This window comes from Amycolatopsis magusensis (assembly GCF_017875555.1).
Taxonomy (GTDB): Bacteria; Actinomycetota; Actinomycetes; order Mycobacteriales; family Pseudonocardiaceae; genus Amycolatopsis; species Amycolatopsis magusensis.
This window is the reverse complement of sequence record NZ_JAGGMS010000001.1, coordinates 2,829,001-2,854,100: the sequence shown is the minus strand read 5'-3', so window position 1 is coordinate 2,854,100 and position 25,100 is coordinate 2,829,001. Positions and strand designations below refer to the sequence as shown.

Annotated in this window: 20 protein-coding genes and 1 pseudogene; 12 read left to right on the top strand and 9 right to left on the bottom strand. The window is 71.5% G+C overall.

The window, feature by feature from the left end; translation table 11 throughout:
• Positions 1-9: 9 nt before the first annotated feature.
• Complete coding sequence (locus tag JOM49_RS13230; protein WP_209664592.1) at positions 10-738, top strand: hypothetical protein; 729 nt, start codon at positions 10-12, stop codon at positions 736-738.
• Here JOM49_RS13230 and JOM49_RS13225 read toward each other — a convergent pair.
• The gene (locus JOM49_RS13225) at positions 728-1,531 is read right to left on the bottom strand and encodes an ABC transporter permease (protein ID WP_209664591.1); all 804 of its coding nucleotides are present in this window, start codon (positions 1,529-1,531) and stop codon (positions 728-730) included. The two genes, JOM49_RS13230 and JOM49_RS13225, sit on opposite strands and share 11 nt — an antisense overlap.
• On the bottom strand, positions 1,528-2,475 hold the full coding sequence (locus JOM49_RS13220) for an ATP-binding cassette domain-containing protein (RefSeq protein WP_209664590.1): 948 nt from the start codon (positions 2,473-2,475) through the stop codon (positions 1,528-1,530). The genes JOM49_RS13225 and JOM49_RS13220 overlap by 4 nt, the downstream gene beginning before the upstream one ends.
• 294 nt (positions 2,476-2,769) lie before the next feature.
• Here JOM49_RS13220 and JOM49_RS13215 point away from each other — a divergent pair, with 294 nt between their 5' ends.
• Together JOM49_RS13215 and JOM49_RS13210 are read left to right on the top strand one after the other, a co-directional pair.
• The gene (locus JOM49_RS13215) at positions 2,770-3,384 is read left to right on the top strand and encodes a TetR/AcrR family transcriptional regulator (protein ID WP_209664589.1); all 615 of its coding nucleotides are present in this window, start codon (positions 2,770-2,772) and stop codon (positions 3,382-3,384) included.
• 7 nt (positions 3,385-3,391) lie between these two features.
• The gene (locus JOM49_RS13210; RefSeq protein ID WP_209664588.1) at positions 3,392-4,618 is read left to right on the top strand and encodes a serine/threonine protein kinase; all 1,227 of its coding nucleotides are present in this window, start codon (positions 3,392-3,394) and stop codon (positions 4,616-4,618) included.
• A 1-nt stretch (position 4,619) separates the two neighbouring features.
• Here JOM49_RS13210 and JOM49_RS13205 read toward each other — a convergent pair whose 3' ends face one another.
• The 6 genes from JOM49_RS13205 to JOM49_RS13180 all read right to left on the bottom strand — a co-directional run bounded on the left by JOM49_RS13205 (position 4,620) and on the right by JOM49_RS13180 (position 12,578).
• Positions 4,620-6,719, bottom strand: coding sequence for a transglutaminase TgpA family protein (locus JOM49_RS13205; RefSeq protein ID WP_209664587.1), 2,100 nt, complete (start codon positions 6,717-6,719; stop codon positions 4,620-4,622).
• Positions 6,716-7,834, bottom strand: coding sequence for a DUF58 domain-containing protein (locus JOM49_RS13200; protein WP_209664586.1), 1,119 nt, complete (start codon positions 7,832-7,834; stop codon positions 6,716-6,718). The genes JOM49_RS13205 and JOM49_RS13200 overlap by 4 nt, the downstream gene beginning before the upstream one ends.
• Positions 7,835-7,837: 3 nt before the next feature.
• Positions 7,838-8,797 (bottom strand): AAA family ATPase, encoded by a 960-nt coding sequence (locus JOM49_RS13195; protein WP_209664585.1) that lies wholly within the window; start codon positions 8,795-8,797, stop codon positions 7,838-7,840.
• Positions 8,794-10,584 (bottom strand): fibronectin type III domain-containing protein, encoded by a 1,791-nt coding sequence (locus tag JOM49_RS13190; RefSeq protein ID WP_209664584.1) that lies wholly within the window; start codon positions 10,582-10,584, stop codon positions 8,794-8,796. Before JOM49_RS13190 ends, JOM49_RS13195 begins: the two co-directional genes overlap by 4 nt.
• Before the next feature lie 99 nt (positions 10,585-10,683).
• A complete protein-coding gene (locus tag JOM49_RS13185; RefSeq protein ID WP_209664583.1) occupies positions 10,684-11,925 on the bottom strand; it encodes a sensor histidine kinase in 1,242 nt (413 codons plus the stop codon).
• Positions 11,922-12,578 carry a response regulator transcription factor gene (locus tag JOM49_RS13180; RefSeq protein ID WP_372444216.1) on the bottom strand — a complete coding sequence of 219 codons (657 nt, stop codon included), beginning with the start codon at positions 12,576-12,578 and terminating at the stop codon, positions 11,922-11,924. The genes JOM49_RS13185 and JOM49_RS13180 overlap by 4 nt, the downstream gene beginning before the upstream one ends.
• 66 nt (positions 12,579-12,644) lie before the next feature.
• On the opposite strand from JOM49_RS13180, the gene JOM49_RS13175 reads away from it, so the two are divergent.
• The 9 genes and pseudogenes from JOM49_RS13175 to JOM49_RS13135 all read left to right on the top strand — a co-directional run bounded on the left by JOM49_RS13175 (position 12,645) and on the right by JOM49_RS13135 (position 22,303).
• Positions 12,645-14,333, top strand: coding sequence for an AfsR/SARP family transcriptional regulator (locus tag JOM49_RS13175; RefSeq protein ID WP_209664581.1), 1,689 nt, complete (start codon positions 12,645-12,647; stop codon positions 14,331-14,333).
• On the top strand, positions 14,333-14,956 hold the full coding sequence (locus JOM49_RS13170) for a helix-turn-helix transcriptional regulator (RefSeq protein WP_209664580.1): 624 nt from the start codon (positions 14,333-14,335) through the stop codon (positions 14,954-14,956). The genes JOM49_RS13175 and JOM49_RS13170 overlap by 1 nt, the downstream gene beginning before the upstream one ends.
• A complete protein-coding gene (locus JOM49_RS13165; RefSeq protein ID WP_209664579.1) occupies positions 14,928-15,587 on the top strand; it encodes a response regulator transcription factor in 660 nt (219 codons plus the stop codon). Before JOM49_RS13170 ends, JOM49_RS13165 begins: the two co-directional genes overlap by 29 nt.
• Before the next feature lie 34 nt (positions 15,588-15,621).
• Positions 15,622-16,248: an alpha-ketoglutarate-dependent dioxygenase AlkB gene (locus JOM49_RS13160; protein WP_209664578.1), complete on the top strand. Its 627-nt coding sequence runs from the start codon at positions 15,622-15,624 to the stop codon at positions 16,246-16,248.
• Positions 16,249-16,262: 14 nt separating this feature from the next.
• Positions 16,263-17,228: pseudogene (cysD, locus tag JOM49_RS13155) on the top strand (sulfate adenylyltransferase subunit CysD); the annotation flags it as partial.
• Positions 17,228-19,057, top strand: a complete 1,830-nt coding sequence (gene cysC / locus JOM49_RS13150; RefSeq protein ID WP_209664576.1) for an adenylyl-sulfate kinase — start codon at positions 17,228-17,230, stop codon at positions 19,055-19,057. The pseudogene cysD and the gene cysC, both read left to right, overlap by 1 nt.
• Positions 19,058-19,114: 57 nt before the next feature.
• On the top strand, positions 19,115-20,296 hold the full coding sequence (locus tag JOM49_RS13145; RefSeq protein WP_209664575.1) for an alpha/beta hydrolase: 1,182 nt from the start codon (positions 19,115-19,117) through the stop codon (positions 20,294-20,296).
• A 24-nt stretch (positions 20,297-20,320) separates the two neighbouring features.
• A complete protein-coding gene (locus JOM49_RS13140) occupies positions 20,321-21,187 on the top strand; it encodes a LysR family transcriptional regulator (protein ID WP_209664574.1) in 867 nt (288 codons plus the stop codon).
• Between the two features lie 297 nt (positions 21,188-21,484).
• Positions 21,485-22,303 carry a S1 family peptidase gene (locus JOM49_RS13135; protein WP_209664573.1) on the top strand — a complete coding sequence of 273 codons (819 nt, stop codon included), beginning with the start codon at positions 21,485-21,487 and terminating at the stop codon, positions 22,301-22,303.
• Positions 22,304-22,598: 295 nt separating this feature from the next.
• Here JOM49_RS13135 and JOM49_RS13130 read toward each other — a convergent pair whose 3' ends face one another.
• Positions 22,599-25,085, bottom strand: coding sequence for a DNA gyrase/topoisomerase IV subunit A (locus JOM49_RS13130; protein ID WP_209664572.1), 2,487 nt, complete (start codon positions 25,083-25,085; stop codon positions 22,599-22,601).
• Positions 25,086-25,100: the final 15 nt, after the last annotated feature.

Genomic DNA, 25,100 nt, shown 5'->3' with positions numbered 1-25,100 from the left:
ACTGGGGGGATGGATGGTGGGAACTTGTTCGGCGAACTCGCCGGGCTGGCCGCGGCGCTGGTGCCGGGGACGGCGCTGACGCCGGCGGCGATCCTGCGCACGGCCGCCGAGCGGATGACCGGGCGGCGGCTCACCGTGCGGGTGGACGGTCACGACGTCCGCTTCACCGTGACCGCGCTGGACTACGAGGCGGACACGCTGCGGCTGGCCGCGGGCAGGCTCGGGGACGTGCGGCTGGTCGCCGACGACGTGAGCTGGCCGGACTTCCCGCTGCGGCGGGTCACCGTGCTGGGGAAAGACGTCCGCGTCCGGTCGCTGCCGGTGATCACCGCGACCCCGGCCTCGGTGGAGCTGGAGGTCAGGGTCGCGGCGGAAGTGGTCACCGGGCGGCTCGCCGAACTGCGCCCGGATTTCGTCATCGAACTGGCCGACGGGTACGCGCGCGTCCGCTGGGCGAAGGTGCCCGGGCTCGGTCACCTCGACGTGGAGCCCACGCTGACTGAAGACGCGGTGGTGCTCGTCCCCCGTGGGCTCCGCGTGGCCGGACTCCGACTGCCACCCCGCATCGACCCGATTTCCGTTGCCCTGCCGGAGTTCCCGGAAGGACTGCGGTTGACCGGGATCGAGCCGCACCCCGACGAACTCGTGCTCCGGCTCAACGCCGCCCAGTGGCCCGAGCGCCTCTCCCGGGTGCCGTTGCTCGACTTGCTCGGCTGGGTGCTGCGCCCTAGCGGCTGAGCCGACGGTAGGCACGCACCGACAGCGGCAGGAACACCGCGAGCAGCATCAGCGGCCAGACCAGCGCCATTTCGGTGGCGTGCCGGACCACCCACGAATCCCCGGTCACGCCGGGATTGCCGAACAGGTCGCGGATCGCGGTCGAGGTGGCCGAAAGCGGGTTCCACTCGGCGATCGCGCCCAGCCAGCCGGGCATGGTGTCCGGGGAGACGAACGCGCTGGAGAGGAAACCGACCGGGAATTCCAGCGTCTGCACGCCGGTCATCGCCTCCGGGCCGCGCAATGTGAGTCCGATGTAAACACCCACCCAGATCAACGCGAAGCGCAGCAACAGGACCAGCGCGAACGCGGTCACCGTGTCGACTGCCGAACCGTGCACCGACCAGCCGATGGCCAGGCCCGCCAGCACCATCACCACCAGCGTGACCGCCGCCAGCACCAGGTCCGCGACGGCCCGGCCGACCAGCACCGAACCCGAGGCCATCGGCATCGCGCGGAAGCGGTCGGTGACCCCGCGTTCGACGTCGGCGAGCACCGCGGCGGCGGTCATCCCGACGCCGAAGAGCATGGTCATCACGAACATGCCCGGCATCAGGAACTCGCGGTAGTCGCCGCCACCGGGGACCTGCATGGCGCCGCCGAACAGGTAGGCGAACATCAGCACGATCAGCACGTTGAACAGCAGGCCGAAGACGATCGGCCCGGGGTTGCGGGCCCAGTGCGCGAAGCCGCGCTGCGTGAGGGTCCAGCTGTCGGCGAGCAGCCAGCGGGAGCCGTGGTCGGCGACGGTCATACGCGGGCCTCCGTGAGTTGCAGGAACACTTCGTCGAGCGTGGGCAGGCGCAGCGCGAGGTCGTCGAGCCGGACGCCGGCGTCGTCCAGCGCGCGCACCACGCCGGGCAGCGCGGCGGCGTGCCCGGCGACGCGGACGCTGATCCGGCGGGTGTCACCGTCAACATCCGGTTCGCCACCGACCACGGTCCTCAGCGCCTCGGCGGCCTTGGCGAGATCAGCCGCGTCGTGCGGCACGACGTCGATCCGATCACCGCCGATCCGCGACTTCAGCTCGGCGGGACTCCCCTCGGCGATGACGCGGCCGTGGTCGATCACCGCGATGCGATCGGCGAGCTGGTCCGCCTCGTCGAGGTACTGGGTGGTGAGCAGCACGGTCGTGCCGTCGGCGACCAGCTCGCGCACCGCCTCCCACACCTCGTTGCGCCCACGCGGATCCAGGCCGACGGTCGGTTCGTCGAGGAAGAGCACCGCCGGGGCGAGAATCATGCTCGCCGCGAGATCCAGGCGACGCCGCATGCCCCCGGAGTAGGCCTTGACCGGCTTGTTCCCCGTGTCGGCAAGCCCGAAGCGACCCAGCAACTCGGTCGCACGCCGGCGGGCCGCGCGCTTCTCGAGGTGGTGGAGGCGGGCGAACATGACCAGGTTCTGGTAGCCGCTGAGCACCTCGTCCACGGCCGCGTGCTGCCCGACGAGCCCAATGGTGCGGCGCACGCGATGTGGCTCGGTCGCCACATCGAACCCACCGACGCGCGCCCGCCCCTCGTCCAGGCGGACGAGGGTCGCGAGGATGCGCACCGACGTGGTCTTGCCCGCGCCGTTGGGACCGAGCAACCCGCACACCGATCCACGGGGAACGCGCAGGTCGAAGCCGTCGAGGGCGCGCTTGTCCCCGTACCTCTTGCGCAACCCGTCAGCCTGGACGGCGACTTCTTGTGAACTCATCCCGACTCCCTTCCGTGCGCCGTACCGTACAGCATACGGTTAAAGGGACGGAAGAGCGCCCGGCCGACCCCGGGAGCAGCCGAGGGGGGCCGGGACCACGGCGACCACGGACACAAATGTGGCTTTCGGAGCGGATTCGGCCCCCAAAGCCACATTCGTGACACCAGACCAGCCCCACCACCCAACAGAGACCCGGCAACGAGAACCGACCAGCCTCCGTCCCCGCCGTAGTCACACTAGAAAACCGGGGACGGACCAAAACCAAAGCACTCCAAACGTAGTAGTCTCAAAACCATGCGCCGCAACCAAGCCAGGCGGGAAGCGCTGGTCGACGCGACCATCGAGGTGCTCGCGCGGGAGGGTGCCCGTGGGCTGACCTTCCGCGCCGTGGACGCCGAGGCCGGGGTGCCGGTCGGCACCGCGTCCAACTACTTCGCCAATCGCGACGACCTGCTCACCCAGGCCGGGCAGCGCATCCACCTGCGACTCGGGCCCGAAGCCGAGGAACTCGAGCAGATCATGCGCGCTCCACGCGATCGGGAGCTGGTGAACCGCCTGATGCACGACATCCTGCGGCGGCTGACCGACGGGCGCAGCAACTACCTCGCCCTCCTCGAACTCCGCCTCGAAGCCACCCGGCGCCCCGAGCTGCAGGCCACGCTCACCGAAACCCTCAAGGCGAACCTCGCCCAGAACATCGACTTCCACCTCGAAGCCGGCCTCCCCGGCGACCGCGACACCGTCCTGCTGCTCTACCTGGCGATGACCGGCCTGGTGGTGGAGCACCTGACCCTGCCGGAGGTGCTCGCCCCCTTTCCCCTCGACGAGGTCATCGACACCCTGGTCGCCCGCGTGACCCCTGCAGGAACCGGCCGGGCGGTGGCCAAGCCCGCCGGCGACCCGCGATAGTGGTGCCATGGAGACGATCGGCGAGGGACCGGTCGCGGTGGTCTACGCCGACGGCGACAGCGCGCTCAAGACCTTCCCCGAGCCGCTGAGCAGGCAGACCCGCGCGAGCCTGGACCGCGAGCTGGCGACCCTGCGGACCCTCGACGGCGCACGGCCGATCCTGGTGCCCGACGGCGTCGAGGAGTTGTCCGACGGCAGGCCCGCGCTGCGGATGGAACGCTGCGCGCAGTCCCTCGCCCAGCTCGTCGAGCACAACGGCCCGCTTTCCGCCGAGGACACCATCACCATCGGGCTGACGCTCTCCGCCGCGCTGGCCACCGCGCACGACGCCGGGATCGTCCACGGCGGCGTGCACCCGGCGAACCTGCTGTTCCGCGAGACCGGTGAGCTGCTGATCGCCGACTTCGGCGTCGTCCTGCGAGCCGCCTTCCCCCGCGATGTGTTGCCAGGACTGGCATTCACCGCCCCGGAGACCGTGCTCGACGGCACTGTGGACGAGTCGGCCGACCTCTACGGCCTCGGCGCGGTGTTGCAGTTCGCGCTGACCGGCGAGCCCCCTTTTCGCTTCATCCCGGGAGAACAGTCCGGCGAACGCGTGATCAAGGTGCTGCACTCGCCGCCCGCGCCGGTGGAGGACGAGCAGCTCGGCGCGCTGATCGGCCGCTTGCTGGCGAAGCAGCCCGAGGAACGGCCGGACAACGCGGCGGCGGTCACCGAGGAACTGTCGTGGCTGCGCGCGCCCGACCTGCCGCGCACCCCGGTCAAGATGATCAAACCGGTGGCGGTGAAGCGGCGGGCACCCGAGGACCGCCAGCACAAGCTCGGCCTGATCCTCGGGATCGCCGCCGCGCTCGCCTTGCTCGCCGCCGCCCCGATCCTGCTGCTGTCACTGCGGTCCGCCGAGCCACCCGCCGGCGCGCCCGGAGGTGCGGCGGTGCCGTTGGCGCCGCTCGTGCCCACGCCCGCCAAGCCCTTGGAGCTGACCCTCGCCGAACCCGAAGACCTCGGTGACACCGTGCGCCTGACCTGGACCAGCCCGGAGGTGCTGGACTTCGTGGTGGTCGTCGCGCCCGCCGGGCAGCGCAACAACTCGATCTACGTCGAGCGCAAGCGCACCTTCGACGTGACGGTGTCCCCCGGCCTCCAGTACTGCTTCGCCGTGCAGGGGACGAACGGCCCGCAGACCATCGAAACGCCGCCGAAGCCGATCCGCGGGGCGACCTGCACGCCCTGAACTAGGACCGCAGGCCTCGGGGATCCAGCGCGGCCCGCAGCCGGGCCCGCAGCGGGCGCCTCGACAGTCCTTTCCGGACGGACTCCTCCGCCTTCCACGCCCACTCGGCCAGGTCCGGACCGGTGCGCGAGCCCGACCACAAAGCGGTGTCCACCGCACCCGCCAGCGCCCGCACGCCATCCACAGTGGACTGGTCCGCCACTCCCGCGGTGGCGTCGGCCAGTTCCCGCACGGTCATCCCGGGACGCACCGGGACCCGATGCGCCCGCAGGCGGTCCCGGACCTCGGCCCACGCCCCGGCGACCGCGCCGGTTCCCGGGGCACGACGCCGACGCCTGCGGCGAAGTCGTTTCAGCAACGGCACCCCGGCGAGCCAGACGAGCGGCACCAGCAACACGGGCACCAACAGCAGGACGAACGACGGCGCGCCACCGCCTGCCTCCGCCGCTTCCTCCCCCGCGGCTGCCTCCTCGTCGTCGGAACCGCGTCCCTCCAACGCTTCCGGCGGGGGCAGGCGGTCACGGGCCTGCGCGGTGACCTCGCCGAGTCCGCCGGCCGCCCGGCTCTTCGCCGCGTTGCCTGTGGGGTCGAGCGCCACCCAGCCGACGCCTTCGACGGCGACCTCCGGCCAGGCCAGCACGTCGGCGTTGCGCACCTGGAACACCCCGTCCGGACCGGGCAGCGGCGGCGCCTGGAAGCCCACCACCAGCCGCGCCGGGATGCCCTCGATCCGGGCGAGCGCCACGTAGGCCGCGGCGAACTGCTCGCTGGTCCCCTGCTTGCTCTCCAGCAGGAAGTGCCGCAGCTGCGGCCAGCCGTGCCCCGTCGGCCGGTCCGGGCCGCGGGCCTCGCGGTAGTTCTGGCTGAAGAACCGTTCCAGCTGCATCGCCGTCTGGAACGAGGGCCGCTGCCCGCCGGTGGCCTGGTCGGCCAGCTCGCCGATGCCGGGCGGGATGATGCCGACCTCGCCGAACCCGCCGGGCGCGTCGGCGTCCACCGGCGCGGCTTCGAGCAGTTTCGCGTCGACCTGCGGTTCCCACCAGCTCAGCTGGTAGCCGACCGGTGTGCCCTGGCCGAGCAGGGTGCCGCGGCCCTCCTCGACGAACGGCTCGGCACCGGTCACCGAAGCGGGCCACGCCTGGCTGGGCAGCCACGGCCCGTCGAGCCCGTTCGTGTTGACCGCCGCCTCGCGCCTGGTCACCGGCGCGGTCAGGCCGGGGCCGGGCGGGATCTCCACGCCGAGGCGGCGGAACTCCCCGTCCGGCTTCCAGTTCACGCCGTCGAAGGAATCGAGCACCACCAGCGACCACCGGTCGACCGGGGCGGGCGCGGTGTACCGGAACAGCGGCACCTCCGGCTCGCCGAGCCGGGCGCCGATCTCGGCGAGCGGACTGGCCACCCTCGCCGGTGGGATCGGCGCCGATTCGTCCTGCTTCAGCGAGTACGCGGGTTTGCCCACCGGATCGAACAGGGCCGCCGCGGTCGCGCCGCCGACGGCGACCACCACCAGCGCCACCACGGCCGCGACCGCCGCTTTCGACCAGCGCGCCGAGGCCGCCAGCGCGATCGCCGCCGCCGCGGCGTACCCGAGCGCACCCGGCACCGCCGACGTGCCCGGCATCGCCGAATAGAACTGGCTCAGGCACAACACCGCCAGGCTCGGCAGCAGTGCGAGCAACGGTTTGCGCGTGCGGTGCAGCAGTTCGATGCCGAGCACGGCGGCCGCCAGCACGGCCAGCGGCACGAAGAGGAACAGTTGCGCGTCCGGCCGCGCGGGCCAGGTGGACTGGAGCGCGAGCCGCCAGGATTCGGTGAGCCCGGCGGACAACGCGCCGAACGTCTCGCCGGTGGGCAGGCCCGCCGCGGTGGTCGGGAACAACGCGGCCTCGACCAGCCCCAGCAACCCGGCCAGGGTGACCAGCAGCGGACGCCACGGCACCAGGGACGGCTTGCGCGCGACCAGTTCGGCGACCCCGAAAGCCAGCAGCGTGAGCACCAGGATCGGCACCAGCAATGTGACGAGCCCGAAGACCGGGGTGAACAGCAGCCCGGCGACCGCTCCGGCGAGCAGCACGCCCGCGGTCTCGACGCTGGACTTCACGCGACCACCCCGTTCCACCGCTGGAGCAGGCCGGACGCGGACGGGCCTTCGAGCACCCGCGCGCCGGGCACCACCATTCCCTTGTCCCCCAACGAGAACACGGTGAACACCGGGTAGAACGGCTTCAACCGGGTCAGCGCACCCGCGTCGGACTCCCCGGTCGCGACCACCACCAGCGCCCCACCGCGCGACCGGGCCAGCGACAGCGCGGGCGGCACCAACGGCACCTGCGCCGGTTCCGGTACGGCCACGCACAGCTCGTCCAGCAACCGCCTCGCCGCGTGTGGACCATCCGGTGTGGACAGATCGAGCCCGGCGGGCGTGACCAGGCGGCAGCGGTGACCGGACAACGCCGCCGCGTTCAACATCGACGCCGCCACCTCGACGGCCTCCTCGAACCCGCGTTCCTGCCGGGTGTCCAGCAACAGCGTGAGCCGCGGCTGGTCCGGGTCGGCGAACTCGCGGACCATCAGCCTGCCCGTGCGCGCGGTGGCCTTCCAGTGCAGGTGCCGCACCTCGTCACCGGGCACGTACTCGCGCACCTCCCGCAGGTCCAGCGAACCGTGCAGGGCGTCGTCGGCGGCCCGGCCCTCGTGGTGGTGACGCGGCTGTCCGCCGGAGACCGCCCGCACCGGGTGGCGCCGCGGGTGCACCCACAACATCACCGGGTCCCCGCTCGCGAGCCGGTTCCTGGCCAGCCCGAGCGGGTCGGTCCGCTCCAGCACCAGCGGGCCCACCTCGAAGCGGCCACGCCGTTCGGTGGGCAGTTCGTAGTGGTAGCGGGCTTGCGCGCCGGGTGCGAGCGCCCGCACGCCGACCGTCCGCACCCCGGAACCCACCCGGTCCCCCGCGGTGAACCCGGCCTGCCGCCGCGTGCCTTCGTTGCGCACCAGCAACCGCGCGAGCGCCGGGCGCCCGCGTTCGACGCGGTCCGGGTAGACCTCACGCGACACCGCCACCCTCGGCCGTCGCCCCACCAGCACCACGGCCACCAGCACCGCGCCCACGCAGATCCCGCCGAGCGCGCGCACCATCGGGTGCCCGACGAGGATCCCGGCGCCGAGCAGCACCACGGCGAGCACGAGCACGGCCACCCCGCGCCGGGTCAGGCGCATCGCTCAGCGGCCCGAGGCGTTGGCCGACGGGACCGGCACGGAAGCCAGTACCTCGTCGAGGATTTCCGTGGCGCCGCGCTGGTTCAGTTCGGCGTCCGCGGTCAGCACGAGCCGGTGCGCGAGAACCGGCTTGGCCACGTCCTTGATGTCGTCCGGTGTCACGTAGAGACGGCCGTCGGTGGCGGCGTAGGCCTGCGCGGCCCGCACCAGCGCGATGCTGCCGCGCGGGCTGGCGCCGTAGCGGACCGCCGCGTGCACGCGGGTCGCCGCGGTCAGCCGGGCCGCGTACTCGCAGACCGCGAGGTCGATGTGCGAGGCCCGCACCTCCGCGATCGCCTGCTGCAGGCGCGGGATGTCCACCACCGGCGGCAGTTCCTCGGGGTTGATGCCCGCGCAGTCACTCATGATCACCAGCACCTCGGCGTCGAGGTCCGGGTAACCGACCGAGATCCGCATCAGGAACCGGTCGAGCTGGGCCTCGGGCAGCCGGTAGGTGCCCTCCATCTCGATCGGGTTCTGCGTGGCCACCACCAGGAACGGGTGCGGCACCTCGTGCCGGACCGAGTCCACCGTCGCGGTGCGCTCGGACATCACCTCGAGCAGCGCGGACTGCGTTTTCGGGGTCCCGCGGTTGATCTCGTCGGCGAGCACCACGTTGGCGAAGATGCCGCCGCCGTGGAACTCGAACCGCTCGTCCTTCTGGTGGTAGACCATCACGCCGGTGATGTCGCCGGGCAGCAGGTCCGGGGTGAACTGGATGCGGTTGAACGAACCACCGACGCTGCGCGCCAGGCAGCGGGCCAGCGTGGTCTTCCCGAGCCCTGGCACGTCCTCGACCAGCAGGTGCCCCTCGGCGAGCAACGCGGTGACCGCCAGGCGCACCACCTCGGGCTTGCCGCGGATCACCTGCTGCACGTTGCCCGCGATCAGTTCGTAGACCTCGGCCGACTTCGGCTGGGTCACCCTGCCTCCCACACGATCCGATTGGATTCGACGCCGTCCCCGGTGACCCACACCGTGCGGCCGACCTGTCCGAAGTGGAACGCCTCGAAGGTCTCCGTGCCGTCCGAGTCGATCTCCATGGTCCTGCCCTCGTTGGTGTACGAGGAGTTGGCGTGCGGCACGAACTTGACGCGGCTGCCCGCCTCGAACCCCTTGGCCACCACCCGGATCAGCGCGCAGTCGGGCAGCTCGCACTCGTCCTTGTAGGCCTCCGCCGTGCCCCGCGAGATCGTGATCGACTTCGGGGCGGACGGGGTCACGCCCGCCGACTTGGCCCCGGCGCCGCGGCCCGCGGAGTTCTCCGCGGTCACCGTGATCACGTAGGTGGCGTTGTTGGTGAGGCCGCTGAGTGTGGTCGACCGGACGCCACCGCCGACGGTCTTCTCCCCGCTGCCCGCGCTGGAGGTCCAGGCGACGTGGTAGTTCGAGACGGCGCCGCCGTTGGGCGCGGCGGCACCCCAGTTGACCGTGACCAGGGCGTTCCCGGCGGTGGCCTTGACCCCGGGTGGCGCGCCCGGCGGGCTGGCCGGTTTCTGGGCCGGCTGGGTCTGCACGGGCGGCTTGGGAGCCGGATTTTCGCGCTGTGGCTGCGGTGGTGGCTTCGGCTGCTGCGGTTGCGGCTGCGTGGGCTGCGGTTGTGCCTGCTGCTGCACGGGTGGCGGCGCGGTCCGCTGCTGGTTGCCGACGACGGGGACCGGCTCGACCGAGCCGTCGTTGTCGACCACCAGCACATGCCCGCCGTCCGCACTGTCGACGTAGACGCGGGAATCCTCGCCCTTGGCCAGGTGCGGCCGTCCCGGCGGGACCGGGGTGCTCCGGTGCTGCTTGCCGTCGCGGTCGTAGGTGAGCACGGCGTTCTTGGCGCGGTCGAGCAGGACCACGGCCTGGCCGGAGGAGGCGACGTCGGTGTAGTCACCGGCGGGCAGGTCGACGGTGACCGGAGCGGCCTTCGCGGGCGTGGTGTCGACCAGGTGCATCCGGTGACCCTGGCCGTCGAGCACGGCGATCCGGCCCGCGACGTCGGTACCGGCGAACCGGGCGGTCGGCGGGGCGTCGACGCCGAGCGCGGAGCCTTCGCCGAGACCGTCGTCGCCGAGCGGGTGCACGGTGTCGGTGGAGGTGTCGATGAAGACCGGCTGGTCGGCGACCACGGACAGGCCGCCGGTGTGCCCGCTGGGCGCGTTGTCCGGGCAGTTGAGCCGGTCGGCGTCGCGCGCCAGTTCGCAGAGGGAGTTGCTTTCCTTCTGGTGCAACCAGACATCGCCGGCGGAGGTGGCCACCGGATCGTTCAGCCTGCCGCCGGTGGGCAGGGTCAACATGGTGTCGCCGAGGCGCACGACCTGCCCGGACTCGCGGTAGACCAGGTACGGCCCACCCGCGACCTCCAGCGCCACCGGGCGCTCGTCGGCGGGCGGGCTGAGCGTCTTCTCCACGGCCAGATCGGACTTGCCGAACTCGATGATCCGGTTGCCGCCGACCACGTACCCGCCGGTCTCGCCCTGGACCACCTGGCTGCCCGGATCGGCGCCCGGCAGGCCGAGCTGCGCGTCGATGGCGCGGCTGGCCCCGTCGATGTGGAACACCGTGCCCAGCAGGCCGTTGAACACCCAGTGCCCGGACTGGAAGAAGTCCACGCCGCCTTCGGGCTTGGCCGCCCCGGAGACCGCGACGCCCACCGCCGTGGCGATCGCGACCACGGTGACCACCAGCGGTGCCCGCCCGCGCCACCGGATCCGTCCCCTCGCCATCACACAGCGAGAATAGGCCAACCGGTCCAGTGACGATCCATTACCGGTACATTCGTTTCCCCGCTCGCCGAAGAGACGCACTTCACCCGGCAGGGCGGCTCAGTCCCGGAGCACCGGCAGGCTCAGTTCGAAGATCGCGCCGCCTTCTTCCGCGTTGTAGACGCCGAGCGTGCCGCCGTGCGCCTGCGCCACCCACGCGACGATCGGCAGGCCCAGCCCGGACGAACCGCCCGCGCTGGCGAACCGGTCGAAGGCCTCCTCCGCCAGCGCCGCGTCGATGCCGGGCCCGTGGTCGGCGACGGTGACCCGGCCGCCCGCGACGGTGACGTGCACGATCGCCGGCTGGTCCGGCAGGCGCCCGTACCGCAGGGCGTTGTCCAGCAGGTTGCCGATCGCCCGTTGCAGCAGCGCCGGATCGGCCGAGACCTTGGTCGCCGCCGCGGTGACGGTGACCCGGGCGCCGTCCTGCGGGAGTTCCTCGACCAGCCCGGTGACCAGCTGGTCCAGCCAGACCGGCTGGACCGCCAGCTGCTCCACCCCGGCCGCCAGCCGCGCCCGGACCAGCAGGCCGTCGATGATGCCGCCCATCCGCCCGGCCAGCCGGACCGTGCGCGGCAGCAGTTCCGCGCGCTGGTCGGGGTGCCGCAACGCGGTTTCGGCCAGTGCCCGGAGCGCGGCGACAGGCGTGCGGAGATCGTGCGCGGTCTCGGCGAGCAGCACTTCCTGCTGTTCGAGCGCCGCCGCGGCGGGCCGGATCGCCCGCCCGGACAACGCGTGCCCGGCCAGCGCGACCGCCGCCACCAGCACCGCGCTGCCCGCGATCACCCCGATCACCAGGCGTTGGTGCTGGGCGTCGACCTGCGCGGTGTCCACCCAGGCGACCACCGCGCCGACGTTCTGGGCGAACTCGTTGCGCAGCGGTTCCGCCCGCACGCGCACCCCGCCGTCGTTGAAGTAGGTCGACAGCGCGAGGTTCTCCCTGACCGCCTGGGTGGCGAAGCGGTCCAGCTCACCCCGGTCCACTTCGGCACAGACGCGTGCGCTGTAGAACGGCTCGAATGGTGCCGCGCCACCGGGCAGCACGGCGAACTGCGGGCACCCGTCGTTCAGCACGTCCTTGCTGATGTAGTCGGTGATGATCGAATCGCCGTACTGCACCACCCGCGAAGCGGTGGAGGTGACGCGGTTCAGTTCGCCGTCCAGCGTGCGCTCGCCGTGCGCGCTGTCGAGCTGCACGACCAGCCAGGCGAGCAGGATCAGCCCGGCCGCGTTGAGCGTGGTGAACAGCAGGGTAAGCAGGAGGCGCAGGCGCCGGAGTCGCTCGGCGGACGGGCTCTTCACGAGGCCGCCAGCCGGTAGCCGTGCCCGCGGACGGTGTGGATCAGCTCGGGTGCACGCAGTTTGCGCCGCAGCCGCCCGATCACCACGTCGACCACGTTGGACATCGGGTCGGCCTCGGCGTCCCAGCAGTGTTCCAGGAGGTCGGCCCGCGGCACCGCCTGGTCCGGGTGGGCCGCGAGGTATTCGAGCACGGCGAATTCGCGGCTGCTGAGGGTGAGCAGCACCCCGCCCCGGCGGACCTCGCGGCGAGCGCAGTCCACTTCGAGATCCGCGTGCCGCAGCACCGACGGGCGCCCGGCTCCCGCGCGGCGGCACAGCGCCAGCACGCGGGCGGTCAGTTCCTCCGGCGCGAACGGCTTGACCAGGTAGTCGTCGCCGCCGTGGGCGAAGCCGTCGACCCGGTCGGCGAGCGTGTCGCGGGCGGTCAGGAACAGCACCGGCACCGCCCAGCCCGCCTGCCGCCGCCGGTGCACGTGGGTGATCGCGTCGCCGTCGGGCAGCATCCGGTCGTACACCGCGCAGGCCAGCGGTCCCGCCACCCGGACGGCGCCGGCCAGGTCGGCGGCGGTGCGCACCTCGAGCCCGGCGGCCCGCAGCTCGGCCGAGATCGCCACGCGGAGGTCCTCGTCGTCCTCGACCACCATGACCCGCATTGTCATCGAATCCTCATGTGTGCTGCTGGAAGGTGGGCCGCAGATCATCGAACGAGGAGGTGCGGCGTGCTGTTCCGGGTGCTCGGTCCGCTCGAGGCACGAACGCCGGCGGGGGCCGTGCTCGAACTGGGGGCCAGGAAACCCACCAGGGTGCTGGCCGCCCTGCTGCTGAACCCTAACGGCTGGACCAGTGTGGCTCAGCTGATCGGCGCGACCTGGCATGAACAGGCCGCGCCCGCGTCGGCCGAGGCGAACCTGAAGACCTACATCTGGCAACTGCGGCGGGTGCTGCCCGGCGACCGGATCGAGAGCAGGCCCGGTGCCTACCGGCTGCGCGTCGAGCAGGGCGAACTCGAAACCGACCTGGTGGCGGCCGCGGTCCCGGCGGCCCGGCGGGCTTTGGCCGCTGGTGACGCTTTGCAGGCGGCGCAGTTGTACACCGAGGCATTGGCTCGCTGGCGCGGTCGTCCGTTCGACGGACTGGAGGCGGACTTCGCCGATCCGGTGCTCGCCCGGCTCGAAGACCTGCGGTTCGAACTCCGGCTCGGCCTCGCCGACGCCTGGCAGGCCGCGAACCGCTTCGAGGACGCCATCGCGCTCCTGCACGAACTGACCGACGAGAACCCGTTGCGCGAGGCTGCCTGGGCGCGGCTGGTGCGCGTGCTGCACCGGGCGGGCAGGCGCGACGAGGCCATCACCGCCTTCGGCCGGGCACGCACGCTGCTGTCCGCGGAGTTGGGCATCGAGCCGGGACCCGAGTTGAACGCCGCGTTCACCGAGGCGCTGGAGCCCGGTGGCCGTCGCCGCTGCTGTGACCTGCCGCGGGACCTGCCGACATTGACCGGGCGCGAAGCCGAACTGGACTCCCTGCGGGCACAGCGGCGGACCGGCGGGCCGGTGCCCGTGCTGGTGGTGGACGGCATGGCGGGCGTGGGGAAGACCGCGCTGGCCGTGCGGTTCGCGCACGAGGTCTCCGACGACTACCCGGACGCCCGGCTGTTCGTCGACCTGCGGGCACGCAACGCGCCACTGTCTCCGGAGGACGCGCTGGCCCGGTTGCTCCGCGCGGCCGGTGTGCCCGACTCGGCCATCCCGGCCGAGTTGGACGAACGCGCGGCGTTGTGGCGCGGGGAACTGGCCGGGAGGAAGGTGTTGCTGGTGCTCGACGACGCGGCGGAGGCGGCCCAGGTCGTGCCGCTGCTGCCGGGCACGGGCGGCTGCCTGGTGCTGGTGACCACGCGGAACCGGGCTCTGGCGGTCGAAGGCGCCCGCGGGCTGACCCTCGCGCCGCTCGATGCGTGGTCCGCGGCGGAGATGTTCCGCACCGGTGTCGGCGATTGGCGCTCGGACGCGGAACCCGCGGCGGTGGCGGAACTCGTCGGGTTGTGCGGGGGCCTGCCCGCCGCGTTGCGCGCTGCCGCGGCCCGGCTGCGATCGCGTCCACTATGGACCGTCGGCAGGCTGGTCACGCGACTGGCCGCCGAACCCCTGCCGGGCATGGCCGAACTGCTCGAACCGTCCTGCCGTCGGCTGGCCGAACCCGAGCGACGGCTGTTCGCCGGGCTCGGGCGGTACGCCGAACTGGACGTGCAGCTGGCCGCGAAGCTGGCGGGACTGAGCCGCGCGGACGCGGTGCGGGCGCTGGAATCGCTGGCCGACCGGCACCTCGTCGACCCGCGCGCGGGCGAGGTCTACGCCTGCCACCCGGCGGTCCGCTCGGTGGCCGCCGCCGGGCTCCCGGCCAGGGTGGCGTGATGGGGGTCGCCATCCTGACCCGGGGGCACCGGGAACTGACCGGCCTGCTGGCTTCGGCCACCGCCGAGGTGCTGGTGATGAGCACCGGTTCGCTCGCGCTGGCGCGCCCGCGCGAGGTCGACCGGCACAACCTGCGGCGCGGCGTCGCCTACCGGGTGCTCTGCCCCGGCGAATTCCCCCTGCCCGGCAACGCGGAAATCCGCACGGCGCCCGAAGTGCCGTCGGACGCGATCGTCGTGGACCGCGGGTTCGCCGTGCTTCCCGCTGAACGCAACGGGTTCGCGGTGTTCGAGCTACCCGGGGTGGTCAGCACGACGGTCGGGCTGTTCGAGCGGATCTGGGCGGTTTCCGCGCTGCGCGGGGAAGAACTGCCGACCGAACGCGAACGGGAACTGCTGGCGCTGCTGTCCAGGGGCAGCACCGACGAATCGGCGGCGCTGCGGCTCGGCATCTCGGTGCGGACCGTGCGCCGGACCGCGGCCGACCTGATGCTGCGACTCGGGGCCCGCAGCCGGTTCCAGGCGGGGGCACGGGCGGCGGACCGCGGCTGGCTGCCACCCGGCTCGCCGGGACCCGCTCCCGTAGCATCGGTGAGTGCGTGTGCTGGTGGTCGAGGACGATGAGGACATCCGGGTAGCGGTGGCGGCGGCCTTGCGCGGCAGCGGTTTCGCGGTCGACGCGGTGGCCGATCTCCCGCCGGCGGACGAGGCGCTGTTCGTCAATTCCTACGACTGCGTGGTCTTCGACCGGATGCTGCCCGGCGGCGATTCGCTGTCCTACGTGCGGGCGCGGCGGCAGGGCGGCTGGGCGGTGCCGGTGCTGTTCCTGACCGCGCTCGACGCGGTCTCCGAGCGGATCGCGGGGCTGCGCGACGGCGGGGACGACTACCTGGTCAAGCCGTTCGCCGTGCCGGAACTGGTGGCGCGGGTCGGCAGCCTGTGCCGCCGCATGGGCGCCGGCCCGCCACCGGTGCTGCGGCACGCCGACCTGGAACTGGACACCGGCCGCCGCGAAGTGCGCCGCGGCGGGGTCCTGCTCACCCTGACCCGCACGCAGTTCACCGTGCTGCGACTGCTGCTCGCCGCCGAGGGGGAACCGGTGCCGCGGGCCGAGCTGATCCGGACGGCGTGGGACGAAATGGCGAATCCGGCGTCGAACGTGCTGGACGTGGTGATCGGGCAACTGCGGCGCAAGCTGCGCGAGCCGCCCCTGATCCACACCGTGCGGAACGTGGGATACCGGCTCGGCGAGTAGAACAGGTGTTCGATCATCGTGTAGGGTCGGAGGCATGTCCACAGAGCTGCAGGGTTCCCTGTTCGACACCGGGGCGGAGGTCGGCCTGCGCCCGCTCGATGCCATCGAGCGCACCACGCTGGGCGACGGCGCCTGGATCGACGTGCTGCCCGGCTGGCTCACCGGGGCGAGCGAGTTGTTCGAACGCCTGGTACACGAGGTGCCGTGGTACGGCGAGCAGCGCTGGATGTACGAGCGCATCGTCGACGTACCGCGGTTGCTGTGCTTCTACGAGGAGTCCCAGCCGTTGCCGCACGCCGTGCTCACCGAGGCGCGGCGGCGGTTGAGCGCGCACTACGCCACCGAACTCGGCGAGCCCTTCCGCACGGCGGGGCTGTGTTACTACCGGGACGGCCAGGACAGCGTCGCCTGGCACGGCGACACCATCGGCCGCGGCAGCAGCGAGGACACCATGGTCGCGATCATCTCCGTCGGGGCGCCGCGCACCCTGGCCCTGCGACCTCGCGGCGGCGGCGAGTCGGTCAAGCTCCCGCTGGGCCACGGCGACCTGATCGTGATGGGTGGTTCGTGCCAGCGCACCTGGGAGCACGCCATCCCGAAGACGAGCAAAGCGGTGGGGCCGCGCATCAGCATCCAGTTCCGCCCGAGGGGGGTGCGCTGAGGATCGGCCATTGACCCAGCCACCGGCCGGATGGCAAATTAGAACACGTTCTACCGAACGCGGAGGAGCGTGGGCCGATGGCGGCGAGCACCTACCAGCTCACCCACCTGCGCGCCCTCGAAGCCGAAGCGGTGCACATCATCCGCGAGGTGGCGGCCACCTTCGAGCGGCCGGTGCTGCTGTTCTCCGGTGGCAAGGACTCCGTGGTCATGCTGCACCTGGCGACCCGCGCGTTCTGGCCCGCCCCGCTCCCCTTCGGCGTGCTGCACGTGGACACCGGGCACAACTTCGCCGAGGTGCTCGAGTTCCGCGATCGCACCACGGCCGAGCTCGGCGTGCGGCTGACCGTGGCCAAGGTGCAGGACGACATCGACGCCGGGCGCATCGCGGACGAGCCCAGCCGCAACCGCCTGCAGACCACGACCCTCCTGCGCGCGATCGCCGAGAACCGGTACGACGCGGTGTTCGGCGGCGCCCGCCGTGACGAAGAGAAGGCCCGCGCGAAGGAACGCGTGTTCAGCTTCCGCGACGAATTCGGCCAGTGGGACCCCCGCAACCAGCGCCCCGAGCTGTGGAACCTCTACAACGGCAGGCATCGACGCGGCGAGCACATCCGCGTGTTCCCCCTGTCCAACTGGACCGAACTGGACATCTGGCAGTACATCGCCGACGAGCAGCTCGAACTGCCGCCGCTCTACTACGCGCACCGGCGCACGATCTTCCAGCGTGACGGCATGCTCCTCGCGGTCAACCCGCACCTGAGCCCGAACCCGGACGAGCAACCGTACGAAGCACTGGTCCGCTTCCGCACGGTCGGCGACGCGACCTGCACCGGCTGCGTGGCCTCCACCGCCGCGACCCCCGAGGCGGTGGTCGCCGAAGTGGCCGCCAGCCGCGTCACCGAACGCGGTGCCACCCGCGCCGACGACCGGATTTCCGAGGCAGGCATGGAAGACCGCAAGCGGGAGGGGTACTTCTGATGAGTACCGAACTGCTCCGCATCGCGACCGCGGGCAGCGTGGACGACGGCAAGTCCACGCTCATCGGGCGGCTGCTGTTCGACTCCAAGGCCTTGTTCACCGACCAGCTCGCCGCGGTCGAACGCACCAGCCGCGAACGCGGCGAGGAACAGCCGAACCTGGCGCTGCTCACCGACGGCCTGCGCGCGGAACGCGAACAGGGCATCACCATCGACGTCGCGCACCGGTACTTCGCCACGCCACGGCGGAAGTTCATCATCGCGGACACCCCGGGCCACATCCAGTACACCCGCAACATGGTCACCGGCGCGTCCACCGCGGACCTCGCGCTGATCCTGGTCGACGCCCGGAAAGGCATCGTCGAGCAGTCGCGGCGGCACGCGTTCCTGGCTTCACTGCTGGGAATTCCGCACCTCGTGCTGTGTGTGAACAAAATGGACCTGGTCGGCTGGTCGCGTGAGCGGTTCGACGAACTGCGTACCGAATTCGGCCGGTTCGCCACCAAACTCGACGTGCACGACCTCACCTTCATCCCGCTGTCCGCGCTCACCGGCGACAACGTGGTGCACCGCGGCACGGCGATGCCCTGGTACGAAGGCACTTCCCTGCTGCACCAACTCGAAGAGGTGCACGTCGCCTCGGATCGGAACCTGATCGACGCCCGGCTGCCGGTGCAGTACGTGATCAAGCGCCAGCAGGAAACCGGCTACTTCCGGGGTTACGCGGGCACGATCGCGGGCGGGGTCTTCAAACCCGGTGACGAGGTGCTCGTGCTGCCGTCGCGCACGAGGACCACCATCACGGCGATCTCCGGCCCCGGCGGTGAACCGCTGACCGAGGCTTTCCCACCGCAGGCGGTGACCGTGCAACTCGACGGGCAGCTCGACGTCGGCCGCGGTGACCTGATCTGCCGCCCGCGCAACCAGCCGCACGTGAGCCAGGAGCTGGACGCGATGGTCTGCTGGCTGGCCGACCGCGCCGAGCTCACCGAGGGCACGAAGTACGTCATCCGGCACACCACCCGCAGCACCAGGGCACTCGTGCGCTCGGTGGACTACCGCCTGGACATCACCACGCTGCACCGCGAGGAACACGCGGATTCCCTGTCCCTCAACGAGATCGGCCGGATCAGCCTGCGCACGCAGGAGCCGCTGTTCTTCGACGAGTACCGCCGCAACCGCGCCACCGGCGGCTTCATCCTGATCGACGAGCAGTCCGGCGCCACCGTCGCCGCGGGCACGATCCTGGCGCCGGGTGGCACGGCGGACGTGGTCTGGCAGGCCACCGCGGTCGCCAGGGAGGAACGCGGCACGCGTGGCGCGACGATCTGGCTGACCGGGCTGTCCGGCTCCGGCAAGTCCACCGTGGCGGTGGAGCTCGAACGGCAGCTGATCAACGCCGGCCGTCCCGCCTACCTGCTCGACGGTGACAACCTGCGGACCGGCATCAACGCCGGTCTCGGGTTCAGCGCCGAGGACCGCGCGGAGAACGTGCGGCGCGCGGGTGAGGTGGCGAAGCTGTTCGCCGACGCCGGGGTGGTCGCCGTGGTGTCGCTGATCAGCCCGTACACCGCCGACCGGGCGAAGGTGCGTGCCGCGCACGAACTGGCCGAACTGCCGTTCCTGGAGGTCTTCGTCGACACCCCGCTGGAAATCTGCGAGGACCGCGACCCGAAGGGCATGTACGCCAAGGCCCGCGCGGGCCTGATCAGCGGTTTCACCGGTATCGACGACCCGTACGAGGCCCCGGCCGAACCCGAGCTGGTCCTCCGGCCGGAGGACGGCGATCCGGCGGCGATGGCCGCGCAGGTGCTCGCGCTGCTGCGGTAACCAGCGCTGCCCTTGCTATGTTCGACCCTTGCTATGTTCGACCGCGGGAGGTCGACGATGATCAAGGGCGCTGCCCTGCGCACCCGGGTCGCCGCGATGCCGGGGGTGCGCCGGTTGCGCCGTCCCGTCGGTGACGGGCGATCGTTCGACCTGCACTACGTCCGGGCCGGGCCGCCGGGTGACTGCCCGCTGCTGATCATCCCGGGCGGGCCGGGGCTGGCGTCGGTCCTGCCGTACCACCACCTGCGCAGGGACGCCGCGGCTCGCGGCCTCGACGTGGTGATGGTCGAGCACCGCGGAGTCGGGCTGTCGCGCACCGACGACGACGGCGCCGACCTGCCGTTCTCCGCGCTGACCGTCGAGCAGGTGGTCGACGACCTGGCCGCCGTGCTCGACGACTGCGGGGTGCGACGCGCGGTGGTCTACGGTTCGTCGTACGGGACCTACCTCGCGCAGGGGCTCGGCGTGCGGCACCCGGGCCGGGTGCAGTCGATGGTGCTCGACTCGCCGATGCTGTCGGCGCACGACGACCACGCCCAGCGGACCGCGTTGCGCGAGCTGTACCTGGACGGCCCGCTCGCCGGGCTGATCGAGTCCGGGGTGGTCGCGGCCGAGGAGACCGGGCAGGTGCTCCAGGTGGTGCACGAGTTCGGCGGGCCGCGGCAGGTCGACCGGCTGCTGCGGTTGATGGCCAGTGGCCGTGGCGACCGTGTGTGGCGGTGGCTGATCGGGCTCGGCGAACTGGAGACGGCCGAGATCAAGCGGTTCGTGATGGAGTTCGACCTGGTCGGCGTGATCGCCTTCGCCGAACTCGGCTTCGCGCCGAAGCCCGACGGCAGGCCGCTCGACGTGAACCTCTACTTCGGCGACCTCGCGGCGGCGTACCCGCCGTTCCGCGGGGAACCGTTCGACCTGACCAACGCGCTGCGCCGGTTCCACTGGCCGGTGGCGGTGCTCTCCGGCGACCACGACATCCGCACGCCGCGTGCGATCGCCCAGCGCGTCGCCGCGCTGGCGCCGGACGGCGTGCTAGTGCCGCTGGCCGGAACTGGACACAGTGCACTCGACACGCACCGGCTCGCGGCGCTGACCGCCGCGCGGATCGTCGTCGGCGGCAGGCACCGGGAACTGCCACGACTGGCTCCGCGGCTCGCCGACCTGCCGCGCCGCGGGCCGGGCAAGGTGCTCAGCAGCCTGCTCACCGCCCGGCTGGCCCTCGGCCGGATCGTCTCACTGTGAGCGGCTCGCTCCTATGATCGCCCCGTGGAGCTGCGCGAGATCGAGATCTTCCTGACGCTGGCCGAGGAACTGCACTTCGGGCGGACGGCTGAGCGGCTGCGGGTGTCGCAGGCGCGGGTCAGCCAGTCGATCCGGAAGGCGGAGCGGCAGATCGGCGCGCCGCTGTTCGAGCGGACCAGCCGCCGGGTGGCGCTGACGCCGATCGGCGCCCGGCTGCACAGCGACCTGCGGCCCGCGTACCGCCGCATCGAAGAGGGTCTGGCCCGCGCGAAGGCCGCCGGGCGAGGGGTCACCGGCGTGCTGCGACTGGGTTTCGAAGCTCCCGGCGTGGCGGATCTGATCACGTCTACTTTGGACACCTTCCGCACCGGGAATCCGGAGTGCGAGGTGCAGATCCGGGAGGCCGACTTCACCGATCCGTTCGCCAAGCTGCGGCACGGCGAGGTGGACGCGCTGATCACCCTGCTCCCGGCCGACGAACCCGGCGTGGTCACCGGCCCGACCGTCTACAGTGAACAGATGGTGCTGGCGGTCTCGTCGCGGCACCCCTTCGCTTCCCGGGAGTTCGTGACCCTGTCGGACCTGGCCCGCGACACCGTGCTGCGGGCCGCGCACCCGCCCGCGCCCTACTGGCAGGACGAGCCCTGGTACACCCCGGACGGCCACCCCGTGCGCCGCGGGGAGCCGGTGGCCACCTTCCAGGAACTGCTCTCCGCGGTGGCGACCGGCGCGGGCATCTGCCCGCTGGCCGCGCACGCCGCCGACTACTTCGGCAGGCCGTCGCTGCGCTTCCTCCCGTTCCGGGACGCACCGGCCGTGCACTGGGGCCTGGTGTGGCTCGCGTCCGGCGAAACCACGCGAATCCGCGCGCTCGCCACGGCTTGCGCGTAACCGATCATTTCGGGCGCTAATGAATCTTCGCGGGTGTCAACCACGGGTCTTTCACAGTTTTAACGCGCCCGAAACCCACGGCCCGCGGCATCCTAGGCACGCCGCTGAAGCCGCCCTTAAGCCCGTCTGACCTGGCCTGTTGACCCAGGTTGGTCACCCACAAGGCGTAGTGGGTACGTTACCGGGAAAAAACCACCGGAAAGTCGGTACTTCCGGGGAATCAATTCTGCTGTAGTCAACCGGTCACACTTCTCCTCCCCCTCCCCGCTTCCAGCGGTCACCGGAAGGAACGCCCGAATGAAGACCAGCAGGTGGGCCAGTCTGCTCAAAAAGTCCGCGATCGTCGTGGCCGGGGCCGCGACGGCGATCGGCCTCGCCACCGCGCCGGCGGTCGCCTCGCCCCCCACGCCGGACGGCGGCGTGCAACCGACCGTGGTCGGCGGCACCAAGGCGGCGCAGGGTGAGTTCCCGTGGATGGTGCGGCTCTCCATGGGCTGCGGCGGGGCGCTGTACAAGCCGAACGTGGTGCTGACCGCGGCGCACTGCGTCAGCCGGACGGGCGCCAACACCAGCATCACCGCGACGCTCGGTGTGGTGGACCTGCAGAGCTCCAGCGCCATCAAGGTGAAGTCCACCTACGTGTACCGCTCGCCAACGTACCCGACGTCCACCGGTGGTGACTGGGCGCTGATCAAGCTGGCCTCGCCGGTGAACAACATCCCGCTGCTGCCGATCGCGACCACCGCCTCGTACAACAGCGGCACCTTCGACGTCGCCGGCTGGGGCGCCGCCACCCAGGGCGGGGCGCAGCAGCGGTACCTGCTCAAGGCCAAGGTCCCGTTCATCAGCGACACCCAGTGCCGCTCGGCCGGTGGCAGCTACTCCGGCCTGATCGACGCCGCCGAGATCTGCGCCGGCGTGTGGGCCACCGGTGGCACCGACACCTGCCAGGGCGACTCGGGCGGCCCGATGTTCCGCCGCGACAACAACAACGCCTGGATCCAGGTCGGCATCGTCAGCTGGGGCGAGGGTTGTGCCCTGGCCAAGAAGCCGGGCGTCTACACCGAGGTGAGCACCTTCGCCTCCGCCATCGCCTCCGCCGCGAACAACATCTAGCCCCTACGTCGGGTGTCACGAATGTGGCTTTCGAGACGTCCCCCGTCCCGAAAGCCACATTCGTGACGTCACCCCCACGAGGAACCCCCACCCGAGTGTGGGTTTCGGCTGCACGAACGTGAGGTTCAGGTGCACGAACGTGGGGTTCGGCTGCCTGAACGTGGGGTTCGGGTGCACGAGTGTGGGGTTCGGGTGCTCCCGAGTCGCACACTCAGGTAGCCGAGTCGCACACTCAGGCATCCGAACCGCACACTCGGGCGGCTGAACCTCACACTTGGGTAGGTGAGGGTGGGGGTCAGCCTCGTTCGATCAGGTGGCCGATCACGTCGGGGCCGGGGTGGGGGGCGCCGGAGCCGTCTCGGCGGGGGTCGGGGTCGGGGAGTTCGACGGGCGAGCCGCTGTTCGAGGAGCCGGCGGGGCGCGAGCCGATCCAGCCGACGACCAGGCCCGTTTCGCCCTTCAGGAAGCGGTGGGCCCGCACACCGGCGGTGGCCCGGCCCTTCGCCGGGTACTCCTCGAACGGGGTCACCTTCACGCTCTGCCCGGTCGCCGTGACCACCAGGGGCTCGCCGTGCTCGTTGTCGTCCGTGCGCACCGCGGCGAAGAACACCACCCGCGAGTCCGCGCCCACGTTGATCCCGGCCACGCCACCGCTCTTGAGCCCCTGCGCCCGCACCAGCGAAGCCGAGTACCGCAACAAAGAGGCCTGTGACGTCAGGAAGGCCAGCGTCTCGGACCCGTCGGTCAGCCAGGTCGCGCCGACCACCTCGTCGCCGTCCTTGAGCGAGATCACCTCGAACTCGTCGGACCGCACCGGCCACTCCGGCGCGCAGATCTTGACCACGCCGTTGCGCGTGCCGAGCGCGAGACCCGGCGAACCGGCGGCGTGCTCGCCCAGCGGCGCCACGCCGATCACCCGCTCGCCCTTCTCCAGCGGCACCAGTTCACTCGCCGCCATGCCCCCGCGCAGCGACACCGTGCCGACCTGTTCCGGCAGCACCGGCAACGGCAGCACGTCGGTCTTGAACGCCCGCCCCCGGCTGGTGACCAGCAGGACCTGCCCGCGCGCGGTCGAGTGCACCACGGCCGCGACGGCGTCGTGCCGGGCGCGGCCGTTGCGCCGCCGTCCTTCGGAGACCTCCTCCGACTCGGCCGCGGTCCGCGCCACCAGGCCGGTGGCCGACAGGATCACCTGGCACGGGTCGTCGGCGACCTCCAGCGGCCCGGCCGGCTTCGAGGCGGCGAGCACCTCCTTGAGGTCACCGTCGATCAGCGCGGTCCGCCGCTCGCTGGAGAACTCCTTCGCGATCTTGCCCAGCTCGGTGGAGACCACCTTCTTGAGCACGGCGTCGTCGTCGAGGATGCGGGTCAGCTCCGCGATCTCCTCGCGCAGCTTGTCCTGCTCGGCTTCCAGCTCGATCCGGTCGTACTTGGTCAGCCGGCGCAGCGGCGTGTCCAGGATGTAGGTCGCCTGGATCTCCGACAGCTTGAACTGCGTCATCAAGCCGTCCTTGGCCTCCTGCGCGTTGTCGCTGTTCCGGATCAGCCGGATCACCTTGTCGATGTTCAGCAGCGCCTTGAGCAGGCCCTCGACCAGGTGCAGCCGTTCCTCGCGCTTGCGGCGGCGGTACTTCGTCCGCCGGGTGACCACCTCGTACCGGTGCGCCAGGAACACCTCCAGCAGCGCCTTCAGCCCGAGCGTGCGCGGCTGGCCGTCGACCAGCACCAGGTTGTTGATGCCGAACGACTGCTCCAGCGGCGTCAGCCGGTACAGGTCGGCGAGCAGCGCCTGCGGGTTCACCCCGACCTTGCACTCGATCACCAGCCGGGTGCCGTTCTCGCGGTCGGTCAGGTCCTTGACGTCGGCGATGCCGGTGAGCCGCTTGGACTTGTTGACCTCGTCGGTGATCTTCTCGATGATCCGCTCGGTGCCGACGCCGTAGGGCAGTTCGGTGACGGTGATCGCCTGGCGGCCGCGGCTGCCTTCCAGCGGGCCGGTCTCGACCTTGGCACGCATGCGCACCACGCCGCGGCCGGTCTCGTAGGCCTTGCGCACTTCGTCCAGGCCCAGCAGCATGCCGCCGGTGGGCAGGTCCGGCCCCGGCACGAACTCCATCAGCTTGTCGAGCGTGGCGTTCGGGTGGTTGATCAGCCAGCGCGCGGCGGTGATCACCTCGAACATGTTGTGCGGGATCATGTTCGTCGCCATGCCGACGGCGATCCCGGAGGTCCCGTTCACCAGCAGGTTCGGGTACGCCGCGGGCAGCACCGACGGCTCGGCCAGCGAACCGTCGTAGTTCGGGCGGAAGTCGACGGTGTCCTCGCCGAGTTCGCCGACCAGCAGCATGGCTTCACGCGACATCCGCGCCTCGGTGTACCGGCTCGCCGCCGGGCCGTCGTCCGGGCTGCCGAAGTTGCCGTGCCCGTCGACCAGCGGCACGTTCATCGAGAAGTCCTGCGCCATGCGGACCATCGCGTCGTAGATCGCGGTGTCGCCGTGCGGGTGGTACTTGCCCATCACGTCGCCGACCACGCGCGAGGACTTCACGTAGGCGTGCGTCGGCCGGTAGCCGTTCTCGTTCATCGAGAACAGGATGCGGCGGTGCACCGGCTTCAACCCGTCGCGCGCGTCGGGCAGCGCGCGCGAATGGATGACCGAGTAGGCGTACTCGAGGTACGAGTCCTCGATCTCGGTCTTGACCGGGTTGTCGTAGACGTTCGCGCCTGCCCTGTCGAAGGCCGACGGGTCGATCTTGGTCGTGGTTCCCTTGCGGCGAGCCATTTCTCTCCTAGTAGA

Coding starts and splice junctions, on each gene's coding strand:
- JOM49_RS13220 (WP_209664590.1), bottom strand. CDS start 2,475: ATGAGTTCACAAGAAGTCGCCGTCCAGGCTGACGGGTTGCGCAAGAGG.
- cysC (WP_209664576.1), top strand. CDS start 17,228: ATGAGTACCGAACTGCTCCGCATCGCGACCGCGGGCAGCGTGGACGAC.
- JOM49_RS13170 (WP_209664580.1), top strand. CDS start 14,333: ATGGGGGTCGCCATCCTGACCCGGGGGCACCGGGAACTGACCGGCCTG.
- JOM49_RS13225 (WP_209664591.1), bottom strand. CDS start 1,531: ATGACCGTCGCCGACCACGGCTCCCGCTGGCTGCTCGCCGACAGCTGG.
- JOM49_RS13130 (WP_209664572.1), bottom strand. CDS start 25,085: ATGGCTCGCCGCAAGGGAACCACGACCAAGATCGACCCGTCGGCCTTC.
- JOM49_RS13210 (WP_209664588.1), top strand. CDS start 3,392: ATGGAGACGATCGGCGAGGGACCGGTCGCGGTGGTCTACGCCGACGGC.
- JOM49_RS13145 (WP_209664575.1), top strand. CDS start 19,115: ATGATCAAGGGCGCTGCCCTGCGCACCCGGGTCGCCGCGATGCCGGGG.
- JOM49_RS13190 (WP_209664584.1), bottom strand. CDS start 10,584: ATGGCGAGGGGACGGATCCGGTGGCGCGGGCGGGCACCGCTGGTGGTC.
- JOM49_RS13160 (WP_209664578.1), top strand. CDS start 15,622: ATGTCCACAGAGCTGCAGGGTTCCCTGTTCGACACCGGGGCGGAGGTC.
- JOM49_RS13215 (WP_209664589.1), top strand. CDS start 2,770: ATGCGCCGCAACCAAGCCAGGCGGGAAGCGCTGGTCGACGCGACCATC.
- JOM49_RS13230 (WP_209664592.1), top strand. CDS start 10: ATGGATGGTGGGAACTTGTTCGGCGAACTCGCCGGGCTGGCCGCGGCG.
- JOM49_RS13200 (WP_209664586.1), bottom strand. CDS start 7,834: ATGCGCCTGACCCGGCGCGGGGTGGCCGTGCTCGTGCTCGCCGTGGTG.
- JOM49_RS13180 (WP_372444216.1), bottom strand. CDS start 12,578: ATGCGGGTCATGGTGGTCGAGGACGACGAGGACCTCCGCGTGGCGATC.
- JOM49_RS13135 (WP_209664573.1), top strand. CDS start 21,485: ATGAAGACCAGCAGGTGGGCCAGTCTGCTCAAAAAGTCCGCGATCGTC.